At 62.9% G+C, this 24,587-nt stretch carries 28 protein-coding genes; 17 read left to right on the top strand and 11 right to left on the bottom strand.

Annotated features, from left to right (window positions below; translation table 11 throughout):
- Positions 1 to 125 precede the first annotated feature (125 nt).
- Positions 126 to 1,544: a methylenetetrahydrofolate--tRNA-(uracil(54)-C(5))-methyltransferase (FADH(2)-oxidizing) TrmFO gene (trmFO, locus tag KHP60_RS15290; RefSeq protein ID WP_213565190.1), complete on the bottom strand. Its 1,419-nt coding sequence runs from the start codon at positions 1,542 to 1,544 to the stop codon at positions 126 to 128.
- An 86-nt stretch (positions 1,545 to 1,630) separates the two neighbouring features.
- Here trmFO and KHP60_RS15285 point away from each other — a divergent pair, with 86 nt between their 5' ends.
- On the top strand, positions 1,631 to 2,389 hold the full coding sequence (locus tag KHP60_RS15285) for a glucose 1-dehydrogenase (RefSeq protein WP_213565189.1): 759 nt from the start codon (positions 1,631 to 1,633) through the stop codon (positions 2,387 to 2,389).
- A gap of 67 nt (positions 2,390 to 2,456) precedes the next feature.
- Here KHP60_RS15285 and KHP60_RS15280 read toward each other — a convergent pair whose 3' ends face one another.
- Together KHP60_RS15280 and KHP60_RS15275 are read right to left on the bottom strand one after the other, a co-directional pair.
- Positions 2,457 to 2,612 (bottom strand): DUF1127 domain-containing protein, encoded by a 156-nt coding sequence (locus tag KHP60_RS15280; protein WP_213565188.1) that lies wholly within the window; start codon positions 2,610 to 2,612, stop codon positions 2,457 to 2,459.
- A 255-nt stretch (positions 2,613 to 2,867) separates the two neighbouring features.
- On the bottom strand, positions 2,868 to 3,752 hold the full coding sequence (locus KHP60_RS15275) for a calcium-binding protein (protein WP_213565187.1): 885 nt from the start codon (positions 3,750 to 3,752) through the stop codon (positions 2,868 to 2,870).
- Between the two features lie 291 nt (positions 3,753 to 4,043).
- Here KHP60_RS15275 and KHP60_RS15270 point away from each other — a divergent pair, with 291 nt between their 5' ends.
- Entirely contained in the window at positions 4,044 to 4,862 is an 819-nt protein-coding gene (locus KHP60_RS15270) for a hypothetical protein (protein WP_213565186.1), read from the top strand.
- Between the two features lie 84 nt (positions 4,863 to 4,946).
- A complete protein-coding gene (locus tag KHP60_RS15265) occupies positions 4,947 to 5,267 on the top strand; it encodes a hypothetical protein (protein ID WP_213565185.1) in 321 nt (106 codons plus the stop codon).
- Between the two features lie 43 nt (positions 5,268 to 5,310).
- Here KHP60_RS15265 and KHP60_RS15260 read toward each other — a convergent pair whose 3' ends face one another.
- The gene (locus KHP60_RS15260) at positions 5,311 to 5,595 is read right to left on the bottom strand and encodes a porin (protein ID WP_213565184.1); all 285 of its coding nucleotides are present in this window, start codon (positions 5,593 to 5,595) and stop codon (positions 5,311 to 5,313) included.
- A 58-nt stretch (positions 5,596 to 5,653) separates the two neighbouring features.
- A complete protein-coding gene (locus KHP60_RS15255) occupies positions 5,654 to 6,205 on the bottom strand; it encodes a DUF2231 domain-containing protein (RefSeq protein WP_213565183.1) in 552 nt (183 codons plus the stop codon).
- Positions 6,206 to 6,419: 214 nt separating this feature from the next.
- On the opposite strand from KHP60_RS15255, the gene KHP60_RS15250 reads away from it, so the two are divergent.
- Positions 6,420 to 7,544 carry a GGDEF domain-containing protein gene (locus tag KHP60_RS15250; RefSeq protein ID WP_213565182.1) on the top strand — a complete coding sequence of 375 codons (1,125 nt, stop codon included), beginning with the start codon at positions 6,420 to 6,422 and terminating at the stop codon, positions 7,542 to 7,544.
- Positions 7,545 to 7,562: 18 nt separating this feature from the next.
- On the opposite strand, the gene KHP60_RS15245 is transcribed toward KHP60_RS15250, so the two are convergent.
- Complete coding sequence (locus tag KHP60_RS15245) at positions 7,563 to 7,778, bottom strand: hypothetical protein (protein WP_213565181.1); 216 nt, start codon at positions 7,776 to 7,778, stop codon at positions 7,563 to 7,565.
- Positions 7,779 to 7,985: 207 nt separating this feature from the next.
- Between KHP60_RS15245 and KHP60_RS15240 the strand changes: the two genes are divergently transcribed.
- From KHP60_RS15240 to KHP60_RS15220, 5 genes are all read left to right on the top strand, one after another.
- A complete protein-coding gene (locus KHP60_RS15240) occupies positions 7,986 to 8,201 on the top strand; it encodes a DUF6894 family protein (RefSeq protein WP_213565180.1) in 216 nt (71 codons plus the stop codon).
- Positions 8,202 to 8,282: 81 nt separating this feature from the next.
- Positions 8,283 to 8,498, top strand: coding sequence for a DUF6894 family protein (locus KHP60_RS15235; protein WP_213565179.1), 216 nt, complete (start codon positions 8,283 to 8,285; stop codon positions 8,496 to 8,498).
- Between the two features lie 426 nt (positions 8,499 to 8,924).
- Positions 8,925 to 9,338, top strand: coding sequence for a hypothetical protein (locus KHP60_RS15230; RefSeq protein WP_213565178.1), 414 nt, complete (start codon positions 8,925 to 8,927; stop codon positions 9,336 to 9,338).
- Between the two features lie 85 nt (positions 9,339 to 9,423).
- Entirely contained in the window at positions 9,424 to 9,651 is a 228-nt protein-coding gene (locus KHP60_RS25860) for a DUF6894 family protein (protein ID WP_409366288.1), read from the top strand.
- A 59-nt stretch (positions 9,652 to 9,710) separates the two neighbouring features.
- Positions 9,711 to 10,253, top strand: a complete 543-nt coding sequence (locus KHP60_RS15220) for a hypothetical protein (RefSeq protein ID WP_213565176.1) — start codon at positions 9,711 to 9,713, stop codon at positions 10,251 to 10,253.
- Between the two features lie 18 nt (positions 10,254 to 10,271).
- Here the strand turns inward: KHP60_RS15220 and KHP60_RS25685 are convergent, their stop codons facing one another.
- Together KHP60_RS25685 and KHP60_RS25680 are read right to left on the bottom strand one after the other, a co-directional pair.
- Positions 10,272 to 10,559 carry a hypothetical protein gene (locus KHP60_RS25685; RefSeq protein ID WP_311925038.1) on the bottom strand — a complete coding sequence of 96 codons (288 nt, stop codon included), beginning with the start codon at positions 10,557 to 10,559 and terminating at the stop codon, positions 10,272 to 10,274.
- Positions 10,560 to 10,649: 90 nt separating this feature from the next.
- Positions 10,650 to 11,135, bottom strand: coding sequence for a class I SAM-dependent methyltransferase (locus KHP60_RS25680; RefSeq protein ID WP_311925037.1), 486 nt, complete (start codon positions 11,133 to 11,135; stop codon positions 10,650 to 10,652).
- A 194-nt stretch (positions 11,136 to 11,329) separates the two neighbouring features.
- Between KHP60_RS25680 and KHP60_RS15210 the strand changes: the two genes are divergently transcribed.
- Entirely contained in the window at positions 11,330 to 12,106 is a 777-nt protein-coding gene (locus KHP60_RS15210) for a DUF4239 domain-containing protein (protein ID WP_213565175.1), read from the top strand.
- Positions 12,107 to 12,393: 287 nt separating this feature from the next.
- On the top strand, positions 12,394 to 13,464 hold the full coding sequence (locus KHP60_RS15205) for a nitronate monooxygenase family protein (RefSeq protein ID WP_213565174.1): 1,071 nt from the start codon (positions 12,394 to 12,396) through the stop codon (positions 13,462 to 13,464).
- Between the two features lie 12 nt (positions 13,465 to 13,476).
- Here KHP60_RS15205 and uvrA read toward each other — a convergent pair whose 3' ends face one another.
- Entirely contained in the window at positions 13,477 to 16,458 is a 2,982-nt protein-coding gene (gene uvrA / locus KHP60_RS15200; RefSeq protein WP_213565173.1) for an excinuclease ABC subunit UvrA, read from the bottom strand.
- 852 nt (positions 16,459 to 17,310) lie between these two features.
- Between uvrA and KHP60_RS15195 the strand changes: the two genes are divergently transcribed.
- The 3 genes from KHP60_RS15195 to KHP60_RS15185 all read left to right on the top strand — a co-directional run bounded on the left by KHP60_RS15195 (position 17,311) and on the right by KHP60_RS15185 (position 19,983).
- Positions 17,311 to 18,696: a hypothetical protein gene (locus KHP60_RS15195; RefSeq protein WP_213565172.1), complete on the top strand. Its 1,386-nt coding sequence runs from the start codon at positions 17,311 to 17,313 to the stop codon at positions 18,694 to 18,696.
- Positions 18,697 to 18,929: 233 nt separating this feature from the next.
- Positions 18,930 to 19,466, top strand: coding sequence for a single-stranded DNA-binding protein (gene ssb / locus KHP60_RS15190; RefSeq protein ID WP_213565171.1), 537 nt, complete (start codon positions 18,930 to 18,932; stop codon positions 19,464 to 19,466).
- 289 nt (positions 19,467 to 19,755) lie between these two features.
- Positions 19,756 to 19,983, top strand: a complete 228-nt coding sequence (locus KHP60_RS15185; RefSeq protein ID WP_213565170.1) for a DUF6894 family protein — start codon at positions 19,756 to 19,758, stop codon at positions 19,981 to 19,983.
- Between the two features lie 118 nt (positions 19,984 to 20,101).
- Here the strand turns inward: KHP60_RS15185 and KHP60_RS15180 are convergent, their stop codons facing one another.
- Positions 20,102 to 21,532, bottom strand: a complete 1,431-nt coding sequence (locus tag KHP60_RS15180) for a calcium-binding protein (RefSeq protein ID WP_213565169.1) — start codon at positions 21,530 to 21,532, stop codon at positions 20,102 to 20,104.
- Positions 21,533 to 21,728: 196 nt separating this feature from the next.
- Here KHP60_RS15180 and KHP60_RS15175 point away from each other — a divergent pair, with 196 nt between their 5' ends.
- Both KHP60_RS15175 and KHP60_RS15170 read left to right on the top strand, forming a co-directional pair.
- Positions 21,729 to 22,847 (top strand): M20 family metallopeptidase, encoded by a 1,119-nt coding sequence (locus tag KHP60_RS15175; protein ID WP_213565168.1) that lies wholly within the window; start codon positions 21,729 to 21,731, stop codon positions 22,845 to 22,847.
- A 5-nt stretch (positions 22,848 to 22,852) separates the two neighbouring features.
- Positions 22,853 to 23,329 (top strand): GNAT family N-acetyltransferase, encoded by a 477-nt coding sequence (locus tag KHP60_RS15170; RefSeq protein WP_213565167.1) that lies wholly within the window; start codon positions 22,853 to 22,855, stop codon positions 23,327 to 23,329.
- On the opposite strand, the gene KHP60_RS15165 is transcribed toward KHP60_RS15170, so the two are convergent.
- Complete coding sequence (locus tag KHP60_RS15165) at positions 23,326 to 23,964, bottom strand: MarC family protein (RefSeq protein WP_213565166.1); 639 nt, start codon at positions 23,962 to 23,964, stop codon at positions 23,326 to 23,328. The two genes, KHP60_RS15170 and KHP60_RS15165, sit on opposite strands and share 4 nt — an antisense overlap.
- A gap of 69 nt (positions 23,965 to 24,033) precedes the next feature.
- Here KHP60_RS15165 and KHP60_RS15160 point away from each other — a divergent pair, with 69 nt between their 5' ends.
- Positions 24,034 to 24,477 carry a hypothetical protein gene (locus KHP60_RS15160; protein ID WP_213565165.1) on the top strand — a complete coding sequence of 148 codons (444 nt, stop codon included), beginning with the start codon at positions 24,034 to 24,036 and terminating at the stop codon, positions 24,475 to 24,477.
- The last annotated feature ends 110 nt before the right edge of the window (positions 24,478 to 24,587 follow it).

Raw genomic sequence — 24,587 nt, 5'->3', positions numbered from 1 at the left:
GCCGCGCCTCACAGGACCGGGATGGCCGGGACGGATCCCCGGATCAAGTCCGGGCACGGCCATGACGTGAGGAGGATGGTCCTTATGGCTCGGCGGCGCATCCTGGCATGACGGCGAGAGGTGACTTACTCCGCCGCCTGAGGCAGTTCACGACCTGACAGCCAAGCCGCCAGATCCGCCCGAGCCCTGTCGGTCAGCGCCTTCTTTCTGGCGGCGGCCTTGGCGGGACCGCGCAGGCGCTTGCCGTCCTCGTCCTTCGGCGCATGGGCCAGCGGCGGGAACAGCCCGAAATTGACGTTCATCGGCTGGAAGGAGCGCGGCCCCTCGTCGATGGTCTCGATATGCCCGCCCGTGATGTGGTTGATCAGGGCTCCGAGCGCCGTGGTATACGGCAGGGGCTGGATCGGCCGGCCCAGCCGCTCGGCCGCGGCGAAACGGCCGGTCATCAGCCCTACGGCCGCGCTCTCCACGTAGCCCTCACAGCCGGTGATCTGGCCGGCGAACCGAAGGCGCGGCATCGCCTTCAGGCGCAGGGTCGGGTCCAGGAGCTTCGGCGAGTTGAGATAGGTGTTGCGGTGAATGCCTCCGAGCCGCGCGAACTCGGCATTCTCCAGGCCGGGGATCATGCGGAAGATTCCGGTCTGCGCGCCGTATTTCAGCTTGGTCTGGAAGCCCACCATGTTGAACAGGGTGCCGAGCGCATTGTCCTGGCGCAGCTGCACGATGGCATAGGGCTTCCTGTCGGGATTGCGCGGATCGGTCAGTCCGACGGGCTTCATCGGCCCATGGCGCAGGGTCTCGCGGCCGCGCTCGGCCATGACCTCGATCGGAAGGCAGCCGTCGAAGTACGGTGTGTTGGCCTCCCATTCCTTGAACTCGGTCTTGTCGCCCGTGATCAGGGCATCGACGAAGGCCTCGTACTGCTCCTTGGTCATGGGGCAGTTGATGTAATCCTTGCCCGTGCCACCCGGCCCGACCTTGTCGTAGCGCGACTGGAACCATGCGATGTCCATGTTGATGGAGTCGCGATAGACGATGGGGGCGATGGCGTCGAAGAAGGCGAGCGACGTCTCGCCGGTCAGGGACAGGATTGCTTCGGCCAAGGCGGGCGAGGTGAGGGGACCCGTCGCGACGATGACGGAGGACCATTCTTCCGGCGGCAGGCCTGCGATCTCGCCGCGCTCGATGGTGACGAGCGGATGCGCTTCGAGCGCCGCCGTCACGGCATCGGAGAAGCCGTCGCGGTCGACGGCAAGAGCGCCGCCGGCCGGGACCTGGTTCGCATCGCCCTTAGCCATGATCAGGGAGCCTAAGGAGCGCATCTCCTGATGCAGCAGGCCGACCGCGTTGGTCTCGGGATCGTCCGAGCGGAAGGAGTTGGAGCAGACCAGTTCCGCGAGACCTTCCGTCTTGTGGGCGTCGGTCCCACGGACGGGACGCATCTCATGGAGAACGACGGGCACCCCCGCCTGGGCGATCTGCCAGGCTGCTTCGGATCCCGCGAGGCCGCCGCCGACGATATGGATGGGTTCGATGGTGCTCATGGTCGTTCTCCCGAGCGGCTTTGTTGACTCCCTCGGGAGCCCTGGTCAAGCTGAGCCGGTTTACATTTGAAAGGGTCTTGAACGCCATGCAATCCAGGCGCCCCGTCGTCCTTATTACAGGTGGAAGCCGCGGCATAGGGGCTGCGGTGGCGCAGCTTGCGGCAGCCCGCGGCCATGACGTGGCCATCACCTACCGGTCCGAGCGCGAGGCGGCCGAGCAGGTGCTCGCCGCGTGCCGCGCGTCCGGAGCGACAGCGGTGGCGTGTCGGGGCGATGTGGCCGTCGAGGCCGATGTGGTGCGTCTCTTTGACGAAGCGGAGGCTGCCCTGGGTCCCGTCTCCCACGTGGTCAACAACGCCGGGATCACGGGCAAGTCCAGCAGGCTGGAGCAGGCTTCTGCGGACACCATACGGGCCTGCATCGACATCAATGTGCTCGGAGCCATCTGGGTGGCCCGTGAGGCCGCGCGAAGACTCTCCAGGGGACGGGGCGGGCCAGGCGGGACCATCGTCAACATCTCGTCGGTCGCCGCATCCTTGGGAAGTCCGAACGAGTATGTCTGGTATGCCGCCTCGAAGGGAGCGGTGGATTCGCTGACAACCGGGTTGGCGAAGGAACTTGCGGGCGAGGGGATCCGGGTCAATGCCGTTTCCCCAGGCATGACGAAAACCGACATCCACGAACGCAGCACCCGGGATGCGGGACGTTTGGAGCGCCTGCGTCCCTTTATTCCCCTCAACCGGATCGGAGAACCGGAGGAGATTGCCGAGGCCGTGCTGTTCCTGATGTCGGACGCCGCATCCTACATCACCGGCGCCAATATCCCGGTTTCGGGCGGGCGATAGTGCTTCAGACAAGCGAAAGCCCGCCGAAGAGGCGGGCTAGGGCCTTTTGCTGCAGTGCAGCGAAGTCTTACGCGAAAGCGTTCTGACGAGCGATGCTCTCGATCTGGAAGCGAGAGATGCCGAGATCGTCGAGCTCACGGTCCGAGAGCAGCGACAGCTCACGGACGGTCTCGCGATAACGCATATAGCTGCGGACCTTAGAGAGGATGTACGAAACGAACATGGGAAGCTCCTAATCAGTTACCGGCCCCTTTGACCGGTGGCCTTTGTTCTTGCGTTTGCAGTGCGGATATAAGTGTGTGCAGCGCAAAAGAGGAGTGGTGATAATGTAGGGCTGTCATGCTTTAGTAGCATAACGTCCTAATGCCACGTTAACCGTACTGCAGATCAGGAATGGCTTGCCATTGGGGAGGCAAGCAGGCTCGGAAATGGAAACGGCCCTGAAACCAGGGCCGCCTCGAAGAAGAAGGGTTCGGGCCTACAGGACGAAGAAGTCCGCCTTGGTGAGAGTCAGGCCGGCGTTCAGCTGGGCGAATTTCACGGCGGCAACTCCGCCGACGCCGTCGGCATCGTAGAGCAGGGCGCCGGTCTGCTTCTGGTAGATGATCCGGTCCGAGGAGTCCCGGGCGCTCGAACCGGTCGCGAAGGCTCCGCTCGTCAGCCACCCGTCCCGTCCAATCCGGGTGAAGATCTGGTTGTCGAGCATGATCGTATCGTCGGCTGGCCGGAAATCGACGATCCGGTCGACATTCCTGCTGGATGGCCGCGTGTCGAAGACGAAATAATCCTTGCCGGAGTTGCCGGTCAGTCGGTCGCTGTCGGCTCCCCCGCTCAGGTAGTCGCTGCCGGAACCGCCGGTCAGGACATCGCGGCCGGCGCCCCCGTACAGATCGTCGTCTCCCCCGAGGCCATAGAGCGTGTCGGTGCCGGCATCGCCGCGGATGATATCGTCGCCGCCATAGGAGTAGACGATGTCATTGCCCGACCCGCCGCGGATGATGTCGTCGTAATCGTTGCCGTAGAAGGTGTCGTGACCTCTATTGAGGGTCACATACCAGGCATAGCCCTGAAGCTCGTCGACCGTCGTATAAAGATCAAGGTCTTTGATGGAGAGGATCGTGTAGCCGCCATTCTCATAGAGCAGATCGTCGACGATGACGGTATAGCCGTCGCTCCAGTATCGGGCGGTGAAGTAATCCACCAGGGCGCTGCCAAAAATTTCATATTCGGCAATCGTGCCGTTGTCATAGACCAAGTCCGTCGTGACGGAGGGATCTGCCCCGATGAACGCCCAGCCCGAGCTGCCGGTGCTGGACATGTCGAAGCCCACGCCCGCTGCATTGTACGCCTGAAAAACTGCCATGGCTGCGCTATTCCCGATGAACGACCGATAGCGCTAAGCTAGAACGCTAAACGTGAACTTAAGCTGTATGGATGTGAAGACCAGCGTTCACGGCGATGGTAAAGATTTGGTTGAATGCCTCGTCGCCTGTCGCGACGCTTCTGTACTAGGCGTTGTTGCGGCGTCGGATTTTGAACGGATGTTCATCTTCGCATCTCAATCCCCGTTTAAGTTCAATTGCTTGAAGTTATTGGGAACACTCTCCAGGGGTTGGCGTTCATCTCGCACCTTTACTATCATGGAGATGGTCCCGTGAAGAAAATTGCTCTCGGTGCCGCCCTTCTCTTGCTGAGCAGCGCGGCCTACGCCCAGACATCCACGCAGACGAATACGAACACCAACACGACGTCGCAATCGTCCTCGGATTCCAACACGCTGCTGCGCAATCAGTCAGGCGGCAGCAACCGAACCCAGACCGAAACCACAGGCGCGACGCGCAGCGAGAGCTCCGGTGCACAGATCAACGTCCGCAACCGTGAGGAAACCGGTACCCGCGTCGGCGTCGAGACCCGCGAGCGCTCGGGCGTGTCCGTCCGCTCCCGGACTGTCCGCGAGGTCGAAGAGCCGAGTGTCTCGGTGACCCGCCGGCGCAGCGTGACCACCTATGAGGAGCCCGATACCGAAATCCGCCGTACGGTCGTGAAGAAGAAGCCGACCAAGAAAGTCGCGGTGAAAAAGACCAAGCGGACCAACAAGGTCGTGTCGAAGAAGCGCCGCTATCAGGTGGTCGAGGAGCCCGTGGAGGTTCGTCGCCGGACCGTGCGCCGCTATGAAGAAGTCAACGAGCCGAGCGTCTCGGTGAGGAGCCGCACGACGGTTCGCCGGACCCGGGACACCTCGCCGAGCGTGGGCGTGTCTGTCGAACAGCGCCGCTCGAACGACGTGAATGTGTCGACGAGCCGGACGCGCTCGAGCGCACCCGAGACCACCGGCACCGTCTCGACCCGCAGCCGGACCGATGTGAACAGCAACATCGGCGGAAATACGTCGAATTCCGGCAGCAGTTCCACCAACATGCGCCTGCCACGGCAGGGTGGTTCCTCCTCTGAGGGCAGCAGCCCGAACCAGTAATCGCAGCACCTGCAATGGTCGGGAAAGGCGCCGGCGCAACGGTCTCTTTCCCGATCCACCTGCTTCAAACTCAGGATCATGACAATGAGAAAGCTTCTGGTGACGATCAGCGTCGCGCTCTTGGCGGCGACATCCTTCGGTGGTGCAGCGGATGCCCGTCCCGGCAAAGGCAAGGGCCATGCGTATGGCCATTACAAAAACCACAAGGCCCAGCGGTACTATGTGCAGAGGCGAAACAACAACAATGCCGCAATCGCCGCCGGGGTGACCGGAGCGATCCTCGGCGGAGCGCTCGCCACGACGGCACGGCCCGCATACCGGACCTACGACAGGCCTCGCTACAGGACCTACGAGGCCCCGAGGCGAAGCTACTACCGGGAAGAATATTACGATGACGGGTACTGACCCGGATCGAAAGAGCGCCTCCGGGCGCTCTTTCTTTGTACCGTCAGCGCCGCAGATTGCCGACGGAGACGACGGCCCGGAAGGGGCCGTATTCCGTCTGTTTCCTCACATCGAGCTGCACACGGCCAGTCGCCCGCGTCTCGAAAGAGTCGGAGGAGCGAACACGCGATGTGCCGAGCGCCGTCTCCGCTCTCACCCGTCCGCTGATCCGCACACAGGTATCGGACGCCTGAAGCATTGCAAAGCCAGGCGGGCAGGACGAGGCCGCCCGGACCTGTCCGGTCAGGGCAAGGCTGGAAAGAACGAGGGCGAGAACACAGCGCGTCATGGCAAACGTGAATTTAGCGGCCGCCGTCCGTTCATGGCAAGCGATCGTCTGGCTTGCTTCAGAGGCTTCCAGAGCCTCTCCGGCGTCCATAGGATTCGGCGACGTCTGACCGGTCAACCTCCACGTGAAACTGCTCGGCCTTGGGGCTGTAGTCCCGGATTGCCCCGATACCGTAGCGGTAGGCAAGTTCGCCGCCGAGCCAGCCGCTGAACAGGAGGAGGACGGTCTGAATGCCTGACAGCCAGATGCCCCAACCCTGAACGCCGGCTGCCGGATCATCGAGGCGGACGCCGACATTGATGAGGGCCAGGGCTACCACCACGAGATTGGCCACCATGTGCGCCCAGGAGACCCATACGTTGCGTACCCGGTCGATGGTCACGAAGTCGATCAGGCCGGGAACGGCCGCGACAAGGGCGGTGACGATGCCGGCGATCAGGAGCCAATAGGAGGCCTGGGCCCAGAATGCATCCTGGGTCGCCAGGAAGGCGACGTCGGTTCCCAAGGCCCCGATCAGGAATGCGACGGGAAAAACGATCAGCATGTGATGAAGCGGGTGGCCGGCGATGGCCGCCGTGCTCTGGACGCCATGGCGGTGGTACATGCCCATGAAGTTCTCCCTTTCAGAGGCCGTGTGAGGGAAAAATGCTCCGGCCATGTCTTCGTTCCCGGCGCTTTCTCCCCGGTCTGCCCGATCCGCCGCAGCGCAGGGTTCTGGACAACACGGGACAGATGGAGGATAGCGCAGGCATACATTCCCCTGCGGGATGGGCCGTAGGGATTCGTCTGCTGCCGTCCCGACGAACCCTATGGCAGCCGCTTCGATGGTCCTTGATCCTGCCACGCTTACCGTTGCCTTCGTCCTGCTTTCGGCAGTGCTCGGAACCCTGTTGCTTTTCTCCTGGGTGCTGAACCGCAAGGTCAAGGCACTTGCTTGGTGGGGCAGCGCCTTTTGGCTCATCGCTGTGGGAATTGGATCGGCCAATTTGGCGCAGGGCCAGCCGGCTTACGCGATCCTCCTCGTGGCGAACGCTTTGGCCCTGCTGTGCTATGGTGTCCTGTATACGGGCTGCCGGGTCTTCAACGGTCGTTCCGCGCCGCTGACGGCGACGCTTGCCGGTGTAGCGGTCTGGGTCGGTGCGTTTCCGTTCATCTACACCTCGCACGGCTACAGGCTCATCGTTGCTTCACTGATTACCTGCGCCTACTCCGCACTTTCGGCGTGGGAGCTCGGACGCCATGCGCCACGGCCCCTGGCGTCCTCTCGTGTCGCGGTCGTGCTTCTGCTGGGGCTTGCCACCTTCAATCTGTCCCGTGGAATGCTCGGAGTTGCCCTGACGTCCGTCTCCTGGATCGATAGCTTCGCCAGCCGGTGGTCGCCGTCGATGGCGCTCCTGCTCGTCATGTTCGGGCCGACCCTGGCCTTCATGTTTCTGTCCATGGCCAAGGAGTGCGTCGAATTCGAGTACAGACAGGCAGCTCTCGTGGACCCGCTGACCGGAGTTCCCAACCGGCGCGCCTTCCTGCAGAACGCTTCGAAGCTCCTCGCCCGGCTCGGCAACCGGCCGGTGAGCTGCCTGCTGTTCGACCTCGACAACTTCAAGGCCATCAACGACCGCTACGGCCACGATGCCGGTGACCGCATTCTCACGATCTTCGGTGAGGTGCTGACGGGTCATCTGCCGCAGCACACGTTCGGCCGGCTGGGAGGAGAGGAGTTCGGGGCGATCCTGACGCTGGATTCCCGTGAGGCGGCTCTTCTGGCAGACCGGATCCGGCACGCCTTTTCAGTGGCCGGTGCAAACACTCTGGGCGGTTCGGCCACGGTGACCGTCAGCGTCGGCTGCATCACGGGAGCAGGCGTCGATGCCGGAACGCTGCTCCGACGCGCGGATGCTGCGCTCTATCAAGCCAAGCGGGGCGGCCGCAACATCGTCATCGCAGCCTGATCGGGCGGCCTGAACCGCTCAGCCGACGAAGAAATCGTGACAGGTCAGGGCGAGGCCCTTCTTGAGCTGCGCGAATTCCACGGGCTTGCGTAAGCCCGAGCCGTCGGGATCGTGTGAGAGGATGCCGGTCTTCCTATCGTAGAGCACGTAATCGTTCTCATCCTTGGGCCTGTTTCCCGCGTTGAAGAACTCGGCATTGAGCTCTGTGGGACCTTTCCATGTCCCGGCGGCCATTGCCGCACCCTAGGCGCAGCGGAGGGTTGTGGTAATCACGGTCGATCAGGGTGTGATGAATTCGTGAGTGAGAATTTTCCGTATAGATGACGGATTGAAAGTATTCGTTCCCGGAAAACAACCCTAAAACCTAACTCTCGTAACCTGTGTTAAGGCGCTCAAGCTCAAGGCGCGTAGTCTGCGGGCAGAAAAGGGTGAGGATCTGCCATGCCTCGCTATCATTTCCACATTCAGCATGGGGATCGCTTTGTCCTGGACAGGGAAGGTGTCGATCTGCCGAACCTGAGAACGGTGCGAGGAGCGGAGTCTCAGGCCGCCTGCGCGTCCTGGGATCACGCGCTGCGCTTTATCCAGAACTTTCCCGACAGAACGACTGTCATTACGGACGAGTCGGGCCGGATTGTCTTTGTTGTTTCTCTGTAGCCTGTGCGTCCACACCGCAAAATGCGGTCTGGGTGCGAATTCCACCATTGTCAGGTGACCGCTGCAACGGAGGGGAACGAGATGCCCCGGTACTACTTCCATCTTCGGTCCAAGGAGCAATTTATCTGGGACAAGGAAGGGGTCGATCTGCCGGATCCCACCATCGCCCGGGGAGCGGCCGACAAGGCTGCGGCGGAGCTCCGTGGGGGCTTGCTGCATGAAAGCACGCATGCATGCAGTTGGGTTGTGGCAGTTACGGATGAGGGCGATGAACTCATTCATGTCACGTCGCTCTAGGGCGATTCCGATCTGCGTAGGATAGAGCGTGGGATAGAGTTTCGCCTTGAGCCGCCGTATTCCTGGTGCCGAAACAGGCGCATTTCGATCAGAAATGCTCATCCCCGGCTGGAGCCTCGTTTTCGGTTCGCACCGAAGATCCGCGTCGGGTGGACAGTCGGGTCCTTCTCCGCATGATGCGATTGCACCTCGTTCCTGAGAACGCTCCGACCCTTCGTATCGGAGCGTTAGGCAAACATAGTTCAACAGTGCTGACCTAACACCATAATAGCCGTGACCGTATGGGCGGTGTGCTCAAGCTAAGTACTAAAGTTCTAGTGAACCGCCATTCTTGCCTTTTAATTTGTGCATTACTGTGCGTTAAGCTCTCTTCAAGCAGATTAGGCCATATTTCCGACGGGTGGGACACGATGTCTGGGGGCAGGCGTGACAGACGAAGAGATTGAAGCCGTCGCAGAGGAGCTGGCAAAGGCCGGAGGCACCTCTTGGTATCCCGGGCGCACGCGCGGTGCTCTCCTGAGATCCGTCAGCGAGCGATACCGGGACCGGGCGAGACTGGCGATCGCCGCGCTCGACAGGGTAAGGGCCGGCAATGGCAGCCAGACCCACCCGGAACCGTCAGTGAAGCCTGGGCATTTGATCGCGGGCGATACGGACCGGATTCATGTCGGCGCGACGGTGGTTTATCGTCCCCCGGGAGACCAGCGAGCGATTAGCTGCCGGATCGAGCGGCTCGAAGGCGGGCGCGCATATCTCGTTCCGTCGCCACGGCCCGATATCGGCTGGGTTGCCCTGGACAGTTTCGATCCCGTGGGGGAAGCGCCGACCAAAGACGAATAACGATCCGGGACCGAAGGTCTCTTCACTTCGCGGCCGAAAACCGCTAGCAGACACCATCCTTTTATCCAGGGGTGACGGTCCCGAAATGCGCTGCTTCTTCCACCTTGTGAACGATCACGAGGAGATCGTTGATAATACAGGGATTGAAGTCCAGGACCTGGAGGGCGCCAAGGTCGAGGCTCTGCTTGCCATTACCGAACTGCGCCATGAAATCGGCGCGGAAATCGAGGATTGGTCCGGCTGGCGGCTCGATATCGTCTGCCCTGAGGGCACGCTTCTCCATTCCCTGCCCCTGAACACCACACTCCACTAGAGCCTCAGGCCCAAGAGTGGAATGCACTGCAGGGATCCATTCGACGCTCCTGTCTTGAAGTGAGCATCGTTCCTCGCGGAAAACCCGGTCCACTTTCCCGTACGAGGCGCCCGACCTTCGCCCGCAACCGTGGTGGTCGCTCCGATGGTCTTGGTGGCGGGCTCGGCGTGAGGATCGGTGGCGACAGCGGAATCTCCGCGGGCGTGGGTGCGAATGTCGGCGGATCGAGCGGCGTAACCGCCGGCGTCGGCGCTGGTGTTGGCGGCTCCAACGGCGTTGATCTGGGCGGCGGGACCGGTAGCACCGGTGGCCTCTTCAATCCCGGCCCCACGGGAACAGGCAGCGTGCGCAACCCATCCTCGACCGGCAGCGTCAGCCCGAACCGGCCGGGGCGCCCTGGTCAGACCGAGCGTCTCAGGGCGGAGCTGCGCACCATGAGCGAGGATGAGCGCATGAAGCTGCGCCATGGTCTCAGCGTCACCCGACGGATACGATTCCGACATGCAGGCGCTCTGCCGCCTGATGAGCCGGATGTCCGCACGCTGAAAATCGTCTCGCGAGGAGCAAGAGCGCGGCCCCCATGGCTCGCGCTTTTGTTTTGAAAGGTGACATGCCGAGCGCTACCGCCAAGCCGTCACCACGAGAGCGCTCATGCGATTTTCGACGGCAGACGCGCCGAAGCGGGCCGTGAGTGCCTCTGTCACTTGCGCGGTGACGTCCTCCAGGCGTTCCGGGGCCCTGGCCTCGATCTCGGCGCGCAGGGGCGTGCCCTGGCAAAGCCCCAACGCGGGCTCGCGGGGCGAAGGGGCTTGCGTCACCTTCTCGACGACCGTGATGTCGACGTTTTCGAACCCCGCCTGCTGCACCTCTCCGCGGATCCGGTCCGGGTCGGAGTAGCCGAAGGGCACGCGCTCGATGAAGCGTGGCGGATCATCGGGGAATAATTTTTCCGCCGTATCGGAGACGATGCGGCTGACCTCGTTGCGATCGAGGGAATTTCAGACGCTGAAGGCAAAGCGCCCGCCGGGTCTGAGCACACGCAGGGCCTCGCGGTAGGCTGCGAGCTTGTCGGGAAAGAACATGACGCCCAGCTGGCAGACGATCGCGTCGAAAGAGGCATCCTCGAAAGGGAGCTTCTGCGCGTCGGCCTGCTGCCATTTCACGTTGGGCGCCTGCAGCCGCCTGGATGCGAGATCGAGCATGGCCTGGTTGAGGTCGGTCGCGACGATCTCGACCTGGGGCGGCAGCGACCTGACCAGGGCGCGGGTCACGATCCCCGTTCCGGCCGCCGTTTCCAGAATGCGGCCCTGACGGACATCCCGCAGGCGCTCCGCCATGTCCTCGGCATAAGGCTCGAAGAACATGGGCCCCATATATTGCTCGTAGATTGCCGGAATCGAGCCCGCAAAGGCGGCATCGGTGGCGCCCATCGTCTTCTCCACGGCGGAAGGCAGGATGATCGCGCCGAAGGCAAAGGCACGCAAGTGTCTCAGAAGAGCAAGTGTCTCGGAAGAAGTTGAGAGCCAGGACCGTCCGACGGAGATGCGCGACGGGTGTCCTCGGCGACCGACCGTCATACGCCGGAAAAGCCATGGCATGTGCGGATATCGCGTGCTCTCTTGTGCTTCGCCGCAACCTTTGCCGGCGAGCGGGAGGCACGCAGGATTCAGGAGCACGCATGACGGCCATTCTGCAACTTCCGGCCTGGTTGGGGGCGATCCTCGCGATGCTGCTCGCGATCGCAGCCTCGGCTGTTCCCTTCGTTCTGCTGCGCCGGCTGCTGAGCGACGATCTGCCGACGAAGACCCGCGACGTGGCTGAAACGGTCGCCGTTCGAATCGGCACGATCCACAGCCTCATCCTGGCGCTTGTCTTCGCGGAGGCGCAGTCCACCCACACGAATCTGCAGCAGGAGGTTTCAAAGGAACTCACGACGATCGAGCACATTGCGCTGGAACTGGATCAGTGGAATGGCCCGGAGCAGGGCGTTCTGCGCGGCCACCTTGCCGCCTATGTGTCAGCCGTGCTGCAGAACGAGTGGCACGCATCCGCGAGCCTCAGGGGGAGCAGGGAGGCGAGGCATGCCTATAATGTGCTCGACATGGGCATCCTCAACCTCAAGGCGGAGACGCCGCCGCAGCAATCCCTGCGGACCCGGATGATCGTCAACATGGACGAGCTTCAGGACCACCGTACGGCGCGACTCTCACTGGCCCATCGTGGTCTGCCCAGCCTGTTCTGGTGGATGGCCCTGACCGGGTTCGCCATCATCGTCGGGTTCTTCCTCGTCTTCCCGGCCAACCTCGTGCACATCGCCATTCTCTCCGTTTACGGAGCCTATACGGGCCTCGCACTCTATTTCATCCTGGCCCTGAGCCACCCCTATACGGGTCCGGCATCCATCGACACGTCGGTCTATCAAATGGTGCTCGAGGACGAGCTGAAGCCGGACTAGCACAACGGGCGGCCCTCCGGGTCCGCTCCGAACGATGCGCCAGCTCAGAGGGATGAGCATCGGGATGGATCCCAAAAGTCCAAGTCCACTTTTGGGTCCGATGCTCTAGCGGATCCACCGATCGAACGCGTACGGTTCTCCTCCCGGAGAGTTTCGTGGAGAATGAAGTGATCCGAAAAGTCCGTCCTCATTCTGCCGAGTATACTTGAGCGAATAGTACGGACCGTCGGGTCGCGCCGGACTATGCTCCAGGACTCGTTTCTTCAAAGGCAGGAAAGGCAGCAGCCATGTGGAACGATCGGCGAATTCTCGATCTCCTGGGAATCGAGCTTCCGATAATTCAGGCTCCCATGGCAGGAGCCAACCTGTCCGACATGGTCGTTGCGGTCTCGGAGGCTGGAGGTCTGGGTTCGCTCCCCTGTGCGCTGCTGAGCGTCGACAAGGCCAGGGAAGAACTGTCCAGGATCCGGCAGAAGACCTCGAAGCCCATCAACGTCAATTTCTTTTGCCATCAGGCTCCCGTGTTCGATCCGGAGCGTGAGGCGGCGTGGAAGCTGCGCCTGAAGGATTACTACATGGAGCTCGGGCTCGATCCGGCCATGCCGACGCCACCGTCCGCGCGCGCTCCCTTCGACGAGGCGTTTTTGAGCTTGGTCGAGGAGTTCAGGCCGGAGGTCGTGAGCTTCCATTTCGGGCTGCCCCGACACGATCTGCTGGGCCGCGTGAAGGATACCGGGGCCAAGGTCCTGTCCTCTGCGACCACGGTCGAAGAGGCGCGATGGCTCGAAGGCGAGGGATGTGACGCCGTCATCGCGCAGGGCTTCGAAGCCGGCGGTCATCGCGGCATCTTTCTGACGGACGATATCTCGACCCAGGTCGGCACGATGGCGCTGGTGCCGCAGGTGGTCGATGCGGTCAGGGTGCCTGTCATTGCTGCGGGCGGAATTGCCGATGCGCGCGGCATCGTCGCGGCCTTCGCCCTGGGAGCATCGGCAGTGCAGATCGGAACCGCCTACCTGTTCACTCCGGAAGCCACGATCTCCCCGGTTCACAGGCAGGCGTTGAAGGGCGCCGGTGCTGAAAACACCGCGCTGACGAACCTCTTTACCGGACGCCCGGCCCGAGGCATCGTCAACCGGGTCATGCGCGAGATCGGGACAATCTCAGAATTGGCGCCCGATTTTCCGCTTGCCGGCGGCGCGCTCGCACCGCTGCGTCAGAAGTCCGAGCCTCTCGGTTCGGGAGACTTCATGTCCCTCTGGTCGGGGCAGGCTGCGCGCCTGAGCCGTGAACTGCCCGCCGGCGAGCTCACGAAGCGGCTCGCAGCGGAGGCTCTTGCACAGCTCTCATCCCGGTGAAGAGCGGCAGGCTTACTCCGCCGCCTGCCGCGTCACCTTCTTGTCTTTCTTCACGGTCGCCTTCCTGGCGGTTTCCTTGACAGGTGTCTCCCTCTTCAGGGGCCTGCGCTCCAGCACTTCCTTGAGGAAGCGGCCGGTGTGGCTCGCCTTGGACTCGGCGATGTCCTCCGGGGTGCCCTGGGCCACGATCTGACCGCCGCCGTTGCCGCCTTCGGGGCCCATGTCGATGACCCAATCGGCCGTTTTGATGACCTCGAGGTTGTGCTCGATGACGACGACCGTATTGCCCTGGTCGACGAGCTCGTGCAGCACCTCGAGCAGCTTCGCCACGTCGTGGAAATGCAGGCCCGTGGTCGGCTCGTCGAGAATGTAGAGCGTGCGCCCGGTGGCGCGCTTGGACAGTTCCTTCGAGAGCTTGACGCGCTGCGCTTCGCCGCCCGAAAGCGTGGTGGCCTGCTGGCCCACATGCACATAATCGAGGCCGACACGGGCGAGCGTCTGCATCTTCTCGCGGATCGACGGCACCGCCTTGAACAGGTCACGAGCCTCCTCCACCGTCATGTCGAGCACGTCGGCGATGGATTTCTCGCGATACTTCACCTCCAGCGTCTCGCGGTCGTAGCGCTTGCCCTTGCACACGTCGCAGGTGACGTAGACGTCGGGCAGGAAGTGCATCTCGATCTTGATCACGCCGTCGCCGGAGCAGGCCTCGCAGCGTCCGCCCTTCACGTTGAAGGAGAAGCGCCCGGCCTGGTAGCCGCGTGCCTTCGCCTCGGGCAGGCCGGCGAACCACTCGCGGATCGGCGTGAAGGCTCCGACATAGGTCGCCGGGTTCGAGCGCGGCGTGCGGCCGATGGGCGACTGGTCGATGTCGATGACCTTGTCGAGATGCTCCAGGCCCTCGATACGGTCGAACGGTGCCGGATGCTCCAGCGCGCCGTTGAGCTTGCGCGCCACGGCCTTGTAGAGCGTGTCGATGACGAGCGTGGACTTGCCGCCGCCGGACACGCCGGTGATGCAGGTGAAGGTGCCGAGCGGGATCTCCGCCGTCACGTCCTTCAGGTTGTTGCCGTTCGCGCCCACGAGCTTGATCTTGCGCTTCGGGTCGGGCTTGCGCCGCTTGCCCGGGACCTTCACGGACATCTCGCCGGTGAGATACTTGCCGGTCAGCGACTTGCGGTTCGCCATGATCTCGTCAGGGGTGCCCTCGGCCACGATCTCGCCGCCATGGATGCCGGCGCCGGGGCCGATATCGAACACGTAGTCGGCGTGAAGGATCGCATCCTCGTCGTGCTCCACCACGATCACGGTGTTGCCGAGATCACGCAGGCGCTTGAGGGTGACGAGAAGGCGCTCGTTGTCGCGCTGGTGCAGGCCGATGGACGGCTCGTCGAGCACGTAGAGGACGCCGGTGAGGCCGGACCCGATCTGGGATGCGAGGCGGATGCGCTGGCTCTCGCCGCCCGACAGCGTGCCCGACGCGCGGGCCAGCGTCAGGTATTCCAGGCCCACATCGACCAGGAAGGTGAGGCGCTCGCGGATCTCCTTGAGAATGCGGCCGGCGATCTCGTTCTGCTTCTTGGTCAGCTTCTTGGACAGGTCGCCGAACCAGAGATGCGCATCCTTCACGGAGAGGGCCGTGGCGTCGCCGATATCGGAGCCCGCGATCTTCACCGCGAGCGCTTCCGGCTTCAGGCGCTTGCCGCCGCAGGCCTCGCAGGGCGTCTCGCTCATGAAGCGGCCGATTTCCTCGCGCGCCCAGTCGCTCTCGGTTTCCTTGTAGCGGCGCTCGAGGTTGGGGATCACGCCCTCGAAGGGCTTCTTCACCTCGTAGGCGCGCATTCCATCGTCATAGGCCATCCGGATGGACACGCCGCCGGAGCCGTAGAGAATGGCGTCGCGCACCTCTTCGGACAGTTCGGTCCAGGGCTTTGTCATGGAAGCCTTGTAGTGCTTGGTGATCGCCTCGAGCGTCTGGCCATAATAGGGCGATGTCGACTTCGCCCAGGGCATGATGGCACCACGCTTCAAGGAAAGCGCCTCGTCGACCACCAGCGCCTCGTCGATGCGCATCTCGTGCCCGATGCCGCCGCAGGTCGGGCAGGCGCCGAAGGGATTGTTGAACGAGAACAGGCGCGGTTCGATCTCCGGGATCGTGAAGCCGGAGACCGGGCAGGCGAACTTGGAGGAGAAGACGATGCGCTTCGGCTGACCCTTCGCGTCCTTCTCGTCGGCATACTCGACGACGGCGATGCCGTCGGTGAGCTCCAGCGCGGTCTCGAAGGATTCCGACAGGCGCGCGGCAATGTCGGCGCGGACCACGATGCGGTCCACCACCACGTCGATGTCGTGCTTGAACTTCTTGTCGAGGGCAGGGGCCTCGTCGATGGCGTAGTATTCGCCGTCGATCTTCAGGCGCTGGAAGCCCTTCTTCTGGAACTCGGCGATTTCCTTGCGGTACTCGCCCTTGCGGCCGCGCACCACGGGGGCCAGCAGGTAGAGGCGGGTCTTCTCCGGCAGATCCAGCACCCGGTCGACCATCTGGGAGACGGTCTGGCTCTCGATGGGCAGGCCCGTGGCGGGCGAGTAGGGGATACCGACGCGCGCCCAGAGCAGGCGCATGTAGTCGTAGATCTCGGTGACGGTGCCCACCGTCGAGCGCGGGTTCTTGGAGGTGGTCTTCTGCTCGATGGAGATGGCCGGCGAGAGGCCGTCGATCTGGTCCACGTCGGGCTTCTGCATCATCTCCAGGAACTGGCGGGCATAGGCCGAGAGCGACTCGACGTAGCGGCGCTGCCCCTCGGCATAGATCGTGTCGAAGGCCAGCGACGACTTGCCCGAGCCTGACAGCCCGGTGAACACCACGAACTTGTCCCGCGGGACCATGAGGTCGACGTTCTTGAGGTTGTGCTCCCGCGCGCCCCGGACGGAGATGACGCGTGCATCCGGGTCTCCCGCCTTCGCGCGGTTGAACAGGTCGTCGAGTTTAGCCATTGCCCGCAAGCCTTTTGAGGAAAACCAGCCTCGCCGGCCGGTCCCCGCATATGTGATGCCTCATCCTCCGGTGCAATGCGGCGGATGATTCCAGGTGTTTGATCCTAGAACAAAGGGGGTACGCAGAGCAAGCGGAGCCGTGGGTGCATTCCCGGAAAAAGAAAAGGCCCGCCGTAGCGGGCCTTTGAGCGACGGAGAGCCGGACTCAGATCACGAAGACGAAGTCCGAAGCTTTGGTTCCTCCAGAATATCCCGGCCCGATTGTATAGCATTACATATCAATCAACCAACGTTTGCGGCCGCCGCCGGTTTTTCGCTGTATAGGAATGGGCAGCTATCGGATGCCGCTGCGGCAGATCCAGCTTGAGCAATAGACCCACCTTCCTTGCTCAGAACGAGGAAAGTACGCGGATCGAGCGGCAGCTTTCGTCCTTGATCCCGGAATGCTTGGGAATCGACGCCTAACGATGTGCGATTTGGCACATTGTTGCGAAGTTGCACACTTCGCGCTCCTTGCCGAACGGCCGAGCTCGTCTAGGTGAATCGCAACGAGATAACAAAACGAGAATAATCGGGGCCCGAGCAAAGGGCACTACAATGACGACACCTATCGCATGGGGAGCTGTTTTCCCCGTCAACTCCACAATCAAATCAAGCCAATACGAACCCGAGATCCGTGCCTTGAACGATGGCTCCTTCGTGGCGGCCTAGACCGATCAAAGCAGAACCGGTGCGGACACGAACGGAAGGGCTGTTCGAGGTCAGCTTTTCCATGCGGACGGCAGCAGGAAGGGCGGAGAATTCCTGATCAATACCACCACACCTTGGCATCAGTCTTCACCTGATGTGGTTGTGCTGAACGATGGCCGCTTCGTCGTGGCGTGGAAGGGCGGAGGCTATGTGTGGGCCCGTGCCTACAACGCGAACGGATCGGCCATCGGAAACGACTTCAAGGCGATCTCATCCTCGTCGGAGAACTTTGGGCTCACAGCTCTGACGAATGGCGGCTTTGCCGTCTCCAGTGGGGATATCGACGGCATCTACATTCAGAGTTTCGATGCCAACCTCCAGGTAAGCGGTGCCGAGGCTACGATTAACGCAAAGGGCGACGATACGGAAATCGTCGGGTTGCAGGATCGGTACATGGTCATTGACCGCGCTTCTGGAAAGATCGTCGGCACGATCCGAAACAACGACGGCAGCGCGGCGACGTTTGACATCTCGACAACGGGTGGCGACAACGTTGATCCAACCGCAACCAAGCTCGCGGATGGCCGCGTCATCGTCGTGTGGACAAGCGGACCTGCTTCCCAATCCGATCCCGATCTTCATCAGATCAAAGGCCAGATCCTGAATGCGAATGGCACCAAAAGCGGCGGCGAGCTGCTGTTGAGTGCTCCCGGCTTGGCCGGTTCGCAGGCCGCTTCCGTTACGGCTCTGGCCAATGGCGGGTTCGCCATTGGTTACCTGGATCGCGCTGAGGGCCGGAATTCCCTCGATGTTCACGTATCCGCCTTCAACGGAAGCGGTGTTCGCGTCACCGCCGATGCCATTCTTGGTCGCTCCTATGCGAATAACGAGGACGGATTGAGCATCACGACATTGGCCGATGGCCGTCTGGCCGTGGCTTGGGACAGTTTGGTCAGCGACTGGGACGACTTCGGCTCCGGCGTCCAGAGCCAGATCGTCGACTTGCGCCAGTCCGGTGTGACGGTCACCGGGACGGCTGCGGACGACCGCTATTACGGCTCGCGCTTCAACGATGCGTTGAAGGGCGAGGCCGGCAATGATCGACTCTTTGGTCACGAGGGCAATGATGTCGTCGCGGGCGGTCTCGGCAACGACGTGCTCCTCGGCCAGGGCGGCCGCGATACCTTGGCGGGCGGAGACGGCTCCGACGCCTTCGTGTTCGACACCGCCCCGGTGGTCGGCAGGGCCAAGCATATCGACCGGATCGCCGACTTCAACGGCCGGGCCGACAAGATCTACCTGGACGATACAATCTTCAAGGGCCTTGCCAAGAAGGTGGGCTCGCTCGACGCGCCCGTGAAGATCGACAAGAAGGCCTTCTGGAAGGGCAAGGCGGCGCACGACAAGAACGACCGGATCATCGTGAAGACGTCGGGCGAGGTTCTCTACGATGTGGACGGCACGGGCAAGGCGAAGGCCGTGGTGGTCGCCAAGCTGGACAAGAAGGTGCTGAAATTCGTCGATGCCGGCGACTTCTTCGAGATCTGATCGGCGCACGATGATCCCACCAGAGGCTGCAGGCGCTGTGTACAGCCTTTTTTCTGTTTAGAGTTAGAAGCCCTGGCTTGGCCAAGCACGGGAGAACCGTTCCATTTCGTTTCCGACCTGCGGAAAATGTCGGGAAATCTAATCTGGGGACAGACCTGTGCAGAACCTCTCGGCCGGCTTGTTCCCCGTCGGCTTCGGCCCCAGAACAGCCCGAGATGAACAGGAGCGCCCTGATGGCAGGCAGTGTGAACAAGGTGATATTGGTTGGGAATCTGGGGCGGGACCCGGAGGTTCGGCGTCTGTCGAACGGGGAGCCGGTGGTGAACCTGCGCCTTGCCACGTCGGAGACCTGGAAGGACAAGGGCACGGGCGAGCGCAAGGAGAAGACCGAGTGGCACTCGGTGGTGATCTTCAACGAGAACCTGGCCCGGGTGGCGGAGCAGTACCTGAAGAAGGGCTCGAAGGTGTACGTGGAGGGCCAGCTGCAGACGCGCAAATGGACCGATCAATCCGGCCAGGAGAAGTATTCCACCGAGGTGGTGCTGCAGCGCTTCCGCGGCGAGCTGACGATCCTGGACAGCCGCCAGGGCGGCGGCGCGGCGGAGTACGGCGACGAGGAGCCGGGACAGATCGCCCGAGGCGGAGATTTCGGACGATCGTCCTCTCAGGAGCGCCGTCCGGCCCCGTCCTTCGGCGGTAGCGGCAGTGGCAATGACGGAGGCGGCGGCGGTTCCCGCTACAACGACCTCGATGACGATATCCCGTTCTAGTCGTCGATCATCCAACAGGAAAGGCCGCTATCCTGGGCGGCCTTTCCGGAGCAATGCCTGGACGCCATTCTCGAGAAAAGCGAGGCAGCTTGAGAATGCAGTCTTCACGAAGCTTGGCCGCTGCCGCGCGGTCGGATTGTTCAGGATGATATTCTCCAGCTTGGTGTTCCGACCGATGGGAAGCCGAAAACTTACCTTGCGTCAGATCCTGGAAGCTGATCATCTAACAGTAGATTCCGGGTCTCGCGGAAGCCCGGTGGTTGAGTGAAGATTTCCAAGGTATCCTGTCGTGCACTGTTACTTTCACCTTGTGCACACGCACGAACGGATCGTCGACGAGGCAGGAATTGAGGTCTCGGATCTGGAAGCCGCCCATTATCAGGCACTCAAAGCCATTCAGGAACTGAGGCAGGAAGGCGAAGCCGACGAAGTCGACTGGAGCGGCTGGCAGCTCGAGGTCGTCGACGAGGCGGGCAATGTCTTGCTGTCGATCCCGCTGAACGTGGCGCAGCACTGAGCGCTTCGCCGGTTTCCTTCGACGCCGGCTACCGGAAAATCGGTTACCCGCATGAATGCGACGACAGGGCGCAGGATGCTCTGAGAGAAAGGCCCGGAAGAATCCGGGCCATCTGCCGTCACAGGATGAAGTCGGCGGCCGAGAGTTGGGCCTTCAGCACGTTTTCGAGCTTGATGTAGTGGCTCGTCCCGGAGAGATAGACGACGGAATAGCCTGTCCGATCGGCGATGCTGAGGCTGTCGAAGGAGGCAAAGCGCCAGGCGCGAAGATCGATCTGATCCTCGCCCGGGCGGAAGTACTGGATCGTGTCCTTGCCCGAGGACGGATCGAACCCGAAGAGATCGCGCCCGCCGCCGCCGTCCATGGTATCGTTACCGCTGCCGCCGTTCAGGTAATCCGCACCGGTGCCGCCATAGGCGGAGTCGCCGATCAAACGGTCGTTCCCGCTGCCGCCGAGCAGAGTGTCGTTGCCGTAGCCCGCGAAGGCGCTCGTGGCCTGGGCATCGCCGTACAGCACGTCGTTGCCGGAACTTCCGTTCAGGAAATCGTGCCCGCCGCGGCTCTGATCGTTCAAAGACACGGCATCGCCATAGAGCGTGTCGCTTCCCGAGCTGCCATAGAGACTGTCGTTTCCGCCGGCGGAAGAGGCGAACATGGTATAGGCGTCGCCATAAAGAATGTTGTTGCCGCTTTCTCCCGCCAGGTAATCGGCCCCGCCGATTGCGCCGTCGTAGAGCGTATGGGCATCGCCGTAGAGCCGGTCGTTGCTCGAGCCGCCGTAGAGCCGGTCGCCGCCGCCGACCGCACCGTTGCGCATCTCGTAGCCATCGCCATAGAGGCTATCTTCGGAACTGCCGCCTTTGAGCGTGTCATGCCCACCGACCGCGGAGTGGACAAAGGAGCGTGCATCCCCATAGAGCGTATCCCGTCCTCCGTCGCCGCTGAGCGTGTCGGATCCGCCTCTCGCTCCGCTCTTCAACGTGAAAGCATCCCCGTGAAGTCGGTCGTCGTCGTTGCCGCCATACAGGAGATCGCCGCCGCCAAGGGACGAACCGGCCATGGTGTACGCGTCGCCGTAGAGGGAATCGCTGTCGTTGTCGCCATAAAGCCTGTCGGCGCCACCGGTCGTTCCCGACGACATGGTATAGGCGTCGCCGAACAGATTGTCGTCGTCATAGCCGCCATAGATCCAGTCGGACCCGCCTCTTGCGGATCCCGACATGGTGCGCGTGTCTCCATACAGCCTGTCGTAGCCGTACTCGCCCCAGATTTTGTCCGAGCCGCCGGCGGACGAGGAGCTCATCGTGTAGGAATCGCCATAGACGGTATCCCCGTCGAAGCCCGCCCAGATCGTGTCCGATCCGCCGCGCGCTGTGAACCTCAGGTTCCTCGCGTCGCCGTAAAGGTAATCCGCCCCGTTGTAGCCGTGAATCGAGTCGCCCCCGCTCGCGCGCGACGTGAGGGTGCCGCTGCTGTCGCCGTAGAGGCTGTCGGAGACACCGGTGCCTTCGAGAAAATTCCTGCCGGGAGAACCAATCTTGTATGCCATTCTTTTCGAATCCAAATGTGTCTGTAACTTTGATGCATCTAGCTTATTTTCCTGTTACAGGATATCCATACGGAGCCGCTGCGTCATATGGCCGTAGCTTTGTGTCGCCCGAGCCCAGGACGCTCTCATCTCAGGCTTGATGTTTCGGGCGAGGAGTGGTTAGCCAGCGGGCATGGTCATTCGGAACGAAGACATCATGAGCCGCTCCTCCCCATCCCTCGACACGCTCCTCACCTGGATCCGCACCGAAAGCCCGACCCACGATCGGGCTGGGGTCAATCTGATGATGGATCTCGTGGTCTCGCAGATGCAGGACGCTCCGGTGGCGGTGGAGCGGATCTCGGGCGAGCAGGGCCTGGGCGATGTTCTCGTGCTGCGAGCCGGGCCGCAGACGTCGGAGCCGGGCATTCTCGTCATGTCGCATCTCGACACGGTGCACCCCGTCGGCACCATCGAGAACGATCTGCCCTTGCGGATCGAGGGCGACCGGCTCTACGGACCCGGGGTCTACGACATGAAGGGCGGCGCCTGGTTCGCCCTGGAGGCGTTCAAGGATGTGGCGCGCACGGGTACGGCGGCGCGGCCCATCGTGTTCCTGGTGACGCCCGACGAGGAGATAGGCTCGCCGATCACGGAGCCGATGATCGAGGATTTCGGGCGCCGTTCGGCTTATGCGCTCGTGACGGAGCCGGCCCGCGACGGCGGCCAGATCGTCACCGCGCGCAAGGGGGTAGGGCGCTTCGACGTCCATGTGGAGGGCCGCCCTGCTCATGCGGGCTCGCGCCACAAGGACGGGCGCAACGCCGTCTACGAGGCCGCGCGGCAGATTCTCGCCATCGAGGCCATGACGGATTATTCGCGCGGGATCACCACCACGGTCGGCATGGTCTCGGGCGGCACGGCGGTGAACACCATTCCGCAGCATTGCCGCTTCCCGGTGGACCTGCGGGTCGAGACCGTGGCCGACGGCGAGGCCGTGACGGCCGCGATCCTCGGGCTGACATCCCACAATCCCGACTTCAGGCTCACCGTCACCGGCGGCATGAACCGGCCGCCCTACGAGCGGACGGAGGCGACCTCCAGGCTGTTCGACCGGGCCAAGTCGCTTGCCGCCGAAATCGGCTTCGATCTCGTCTCCGCGCCGCGCGTCGGCGGCGGCTCGGACGGCAATTTCACGGCGGCGCTGGGCATCCCGACCCTCGACGGGCTCGGCATCGACGGCGATGGGGCGCACACGCTCCAGGAATACGGCCTGATCTCGTCCATAGCACCGCGCCAGAAGCTCATGGCGCGCCTCCTGGAGACCTTGCGCTGAGCAGGGTGATCGTCAGCGACCTGCGCGACCGGCCCGACTTTGCGGACGATGTCGCGGATCGGGTCTGGCGCGCCTTCTGGAAGAAGGATGGGCACCCTCTGAGCCTTCTCACCGGACTCGTGCAGGAGAGTTTCGGGGAATGTCCGATACCGTCCGCCTTCGTCGCCCATGACGGCGAGTGCTTCATCGGCACTGTTTCCGTCATTGCCTGCGATGAGGCCTCGCGACCCCGGTACACGCCATGGATCGCGGCGCTCTGGATCGAGCCTGAGCATCACCGAAAGGGAACGGGAGCCGCCCTGGTCGACAGGGCCTGCACATTCGCATTCACGGCCGGGGCAGGGCGGGTCTACCTGCTCTCGCGGGCCCACAGGCGACACTTTTATGAAGGCCTGGGATGGTCGGTTCTCGAGGAGAATGTGCCGGAGGAAGGCATGTTCATCATGAGCAAGGACAAGCCCGGAGGCTCGACGGTCCCTTAGGCCGGCGGTGCCCGAAGCAGCGCCAGCACCCCGTCGATGATGAACTGCACCGCGAGGCCCGCCAGGATCACGCCGAGCAGGCGAGTCAGCACCACGTTGCCGGTCACGCCGAGCCAGCGGGCCACGCGCTCGGCGGCGGAGAACACCACGAAGCAGCTCAGGATTCCGAGGGCGATCAGGATGAGCAGCGAGGTCAGGTAGACGATGTTGCCGTCCGCCCGTCCGGCCAGCAGGATCACGGCCGTGATGGCGCCGGGGCCGGCCATCAGTGGGATGGCCAGCGGAAAGGCCGCGACGTTGCGGATGTGATCCTCGGTGATGGCGATGTCGGCCGTGTGCTGCTTGCGCTCATTGCGGCGCTCGAACACCATCTCGAAGGCGATCCAGAACAGCAGCAGGCCACCGGAGATGCGGAAGGCCGGAATGCCGACGCCGAGAAGGCGCAGCAGGACCTCGCCGCCGAGGCCGAAGAAGGCCAGGATGCCGAAGGCGATCAGGCATGCCCGCATGGAGACCCTGCGGCGCTCCCCGGCGGTCATCCCCCGGGTCAGCGATACGAAGATCGGCGCCAGCGCCACCGGATCGAGGGTGACGAGCAGGGTCACGAGAGCGGCGGAGATGTAGTCGAGGAGCATCGGCTGGACCTTCCTGCAAGCTTTGCGTTATGGGGTGATCGGGCCGGTTTGGCGAGGGGCGACGCGACAATGTTCACGGTTTTGGATCGGATCAGCTGGCCGGGGCGCCCGGACAAGCCCAACGAGGACATCTGCGGCGTCTCGGGCGACTGGGCCTGGGTCATCGACACGTCGATCTTCCCCGGCACGACGCCCGTCATGCACGAGAAGAGCGACGCCACCTGGCTCGCCAGGTTCGCCGACGAGCGGCTCTCGAATCTTGCTCCTCAGGCGGAGGACGGCGCCACCCTCCTGCGGCACGTCATGGAGGAGGCTCGCACGGCTTATCGAGCCGTCGCGCCCGCAGAGCGGCATGACGATTTCGTCGCCTGGCCTCTCGGAGCGATGACGCTGGTGCGCCGCAGAGGCAGCGCTCTCGATGTCTGGACTTTCGGCGACACCACGGCCTATGTCCGGCAACCCGACGGGGCCGTCGCGACCCTAAAGCGCTTTTGGTCTCAGTGTAGAGCATAGCCGGCATGCCTGATCCAGCCTTGAGCATCCTTTGCGCTGATGGTGTCGAGGGCTGGTTTGAGCTCTGCCTCCAAGGCTTCAAGGCTACGTGGGGCTTTTGCCTTGAGCCG

The organism is Microvirga sp. 3-52 (assembly GCF_018383585.1).
Taxonomy (GTDB): Bacteria; Pseudomonadota; Alphaproteobacteria; order Rhizobiales; family Beijerinckiaceae; genus Microvirga.
The sequence above is the reverse complement of the archived record's forward strand: the minus strand, read 5'-3'. Positions and strand labels throughout refer to the sequence as shown.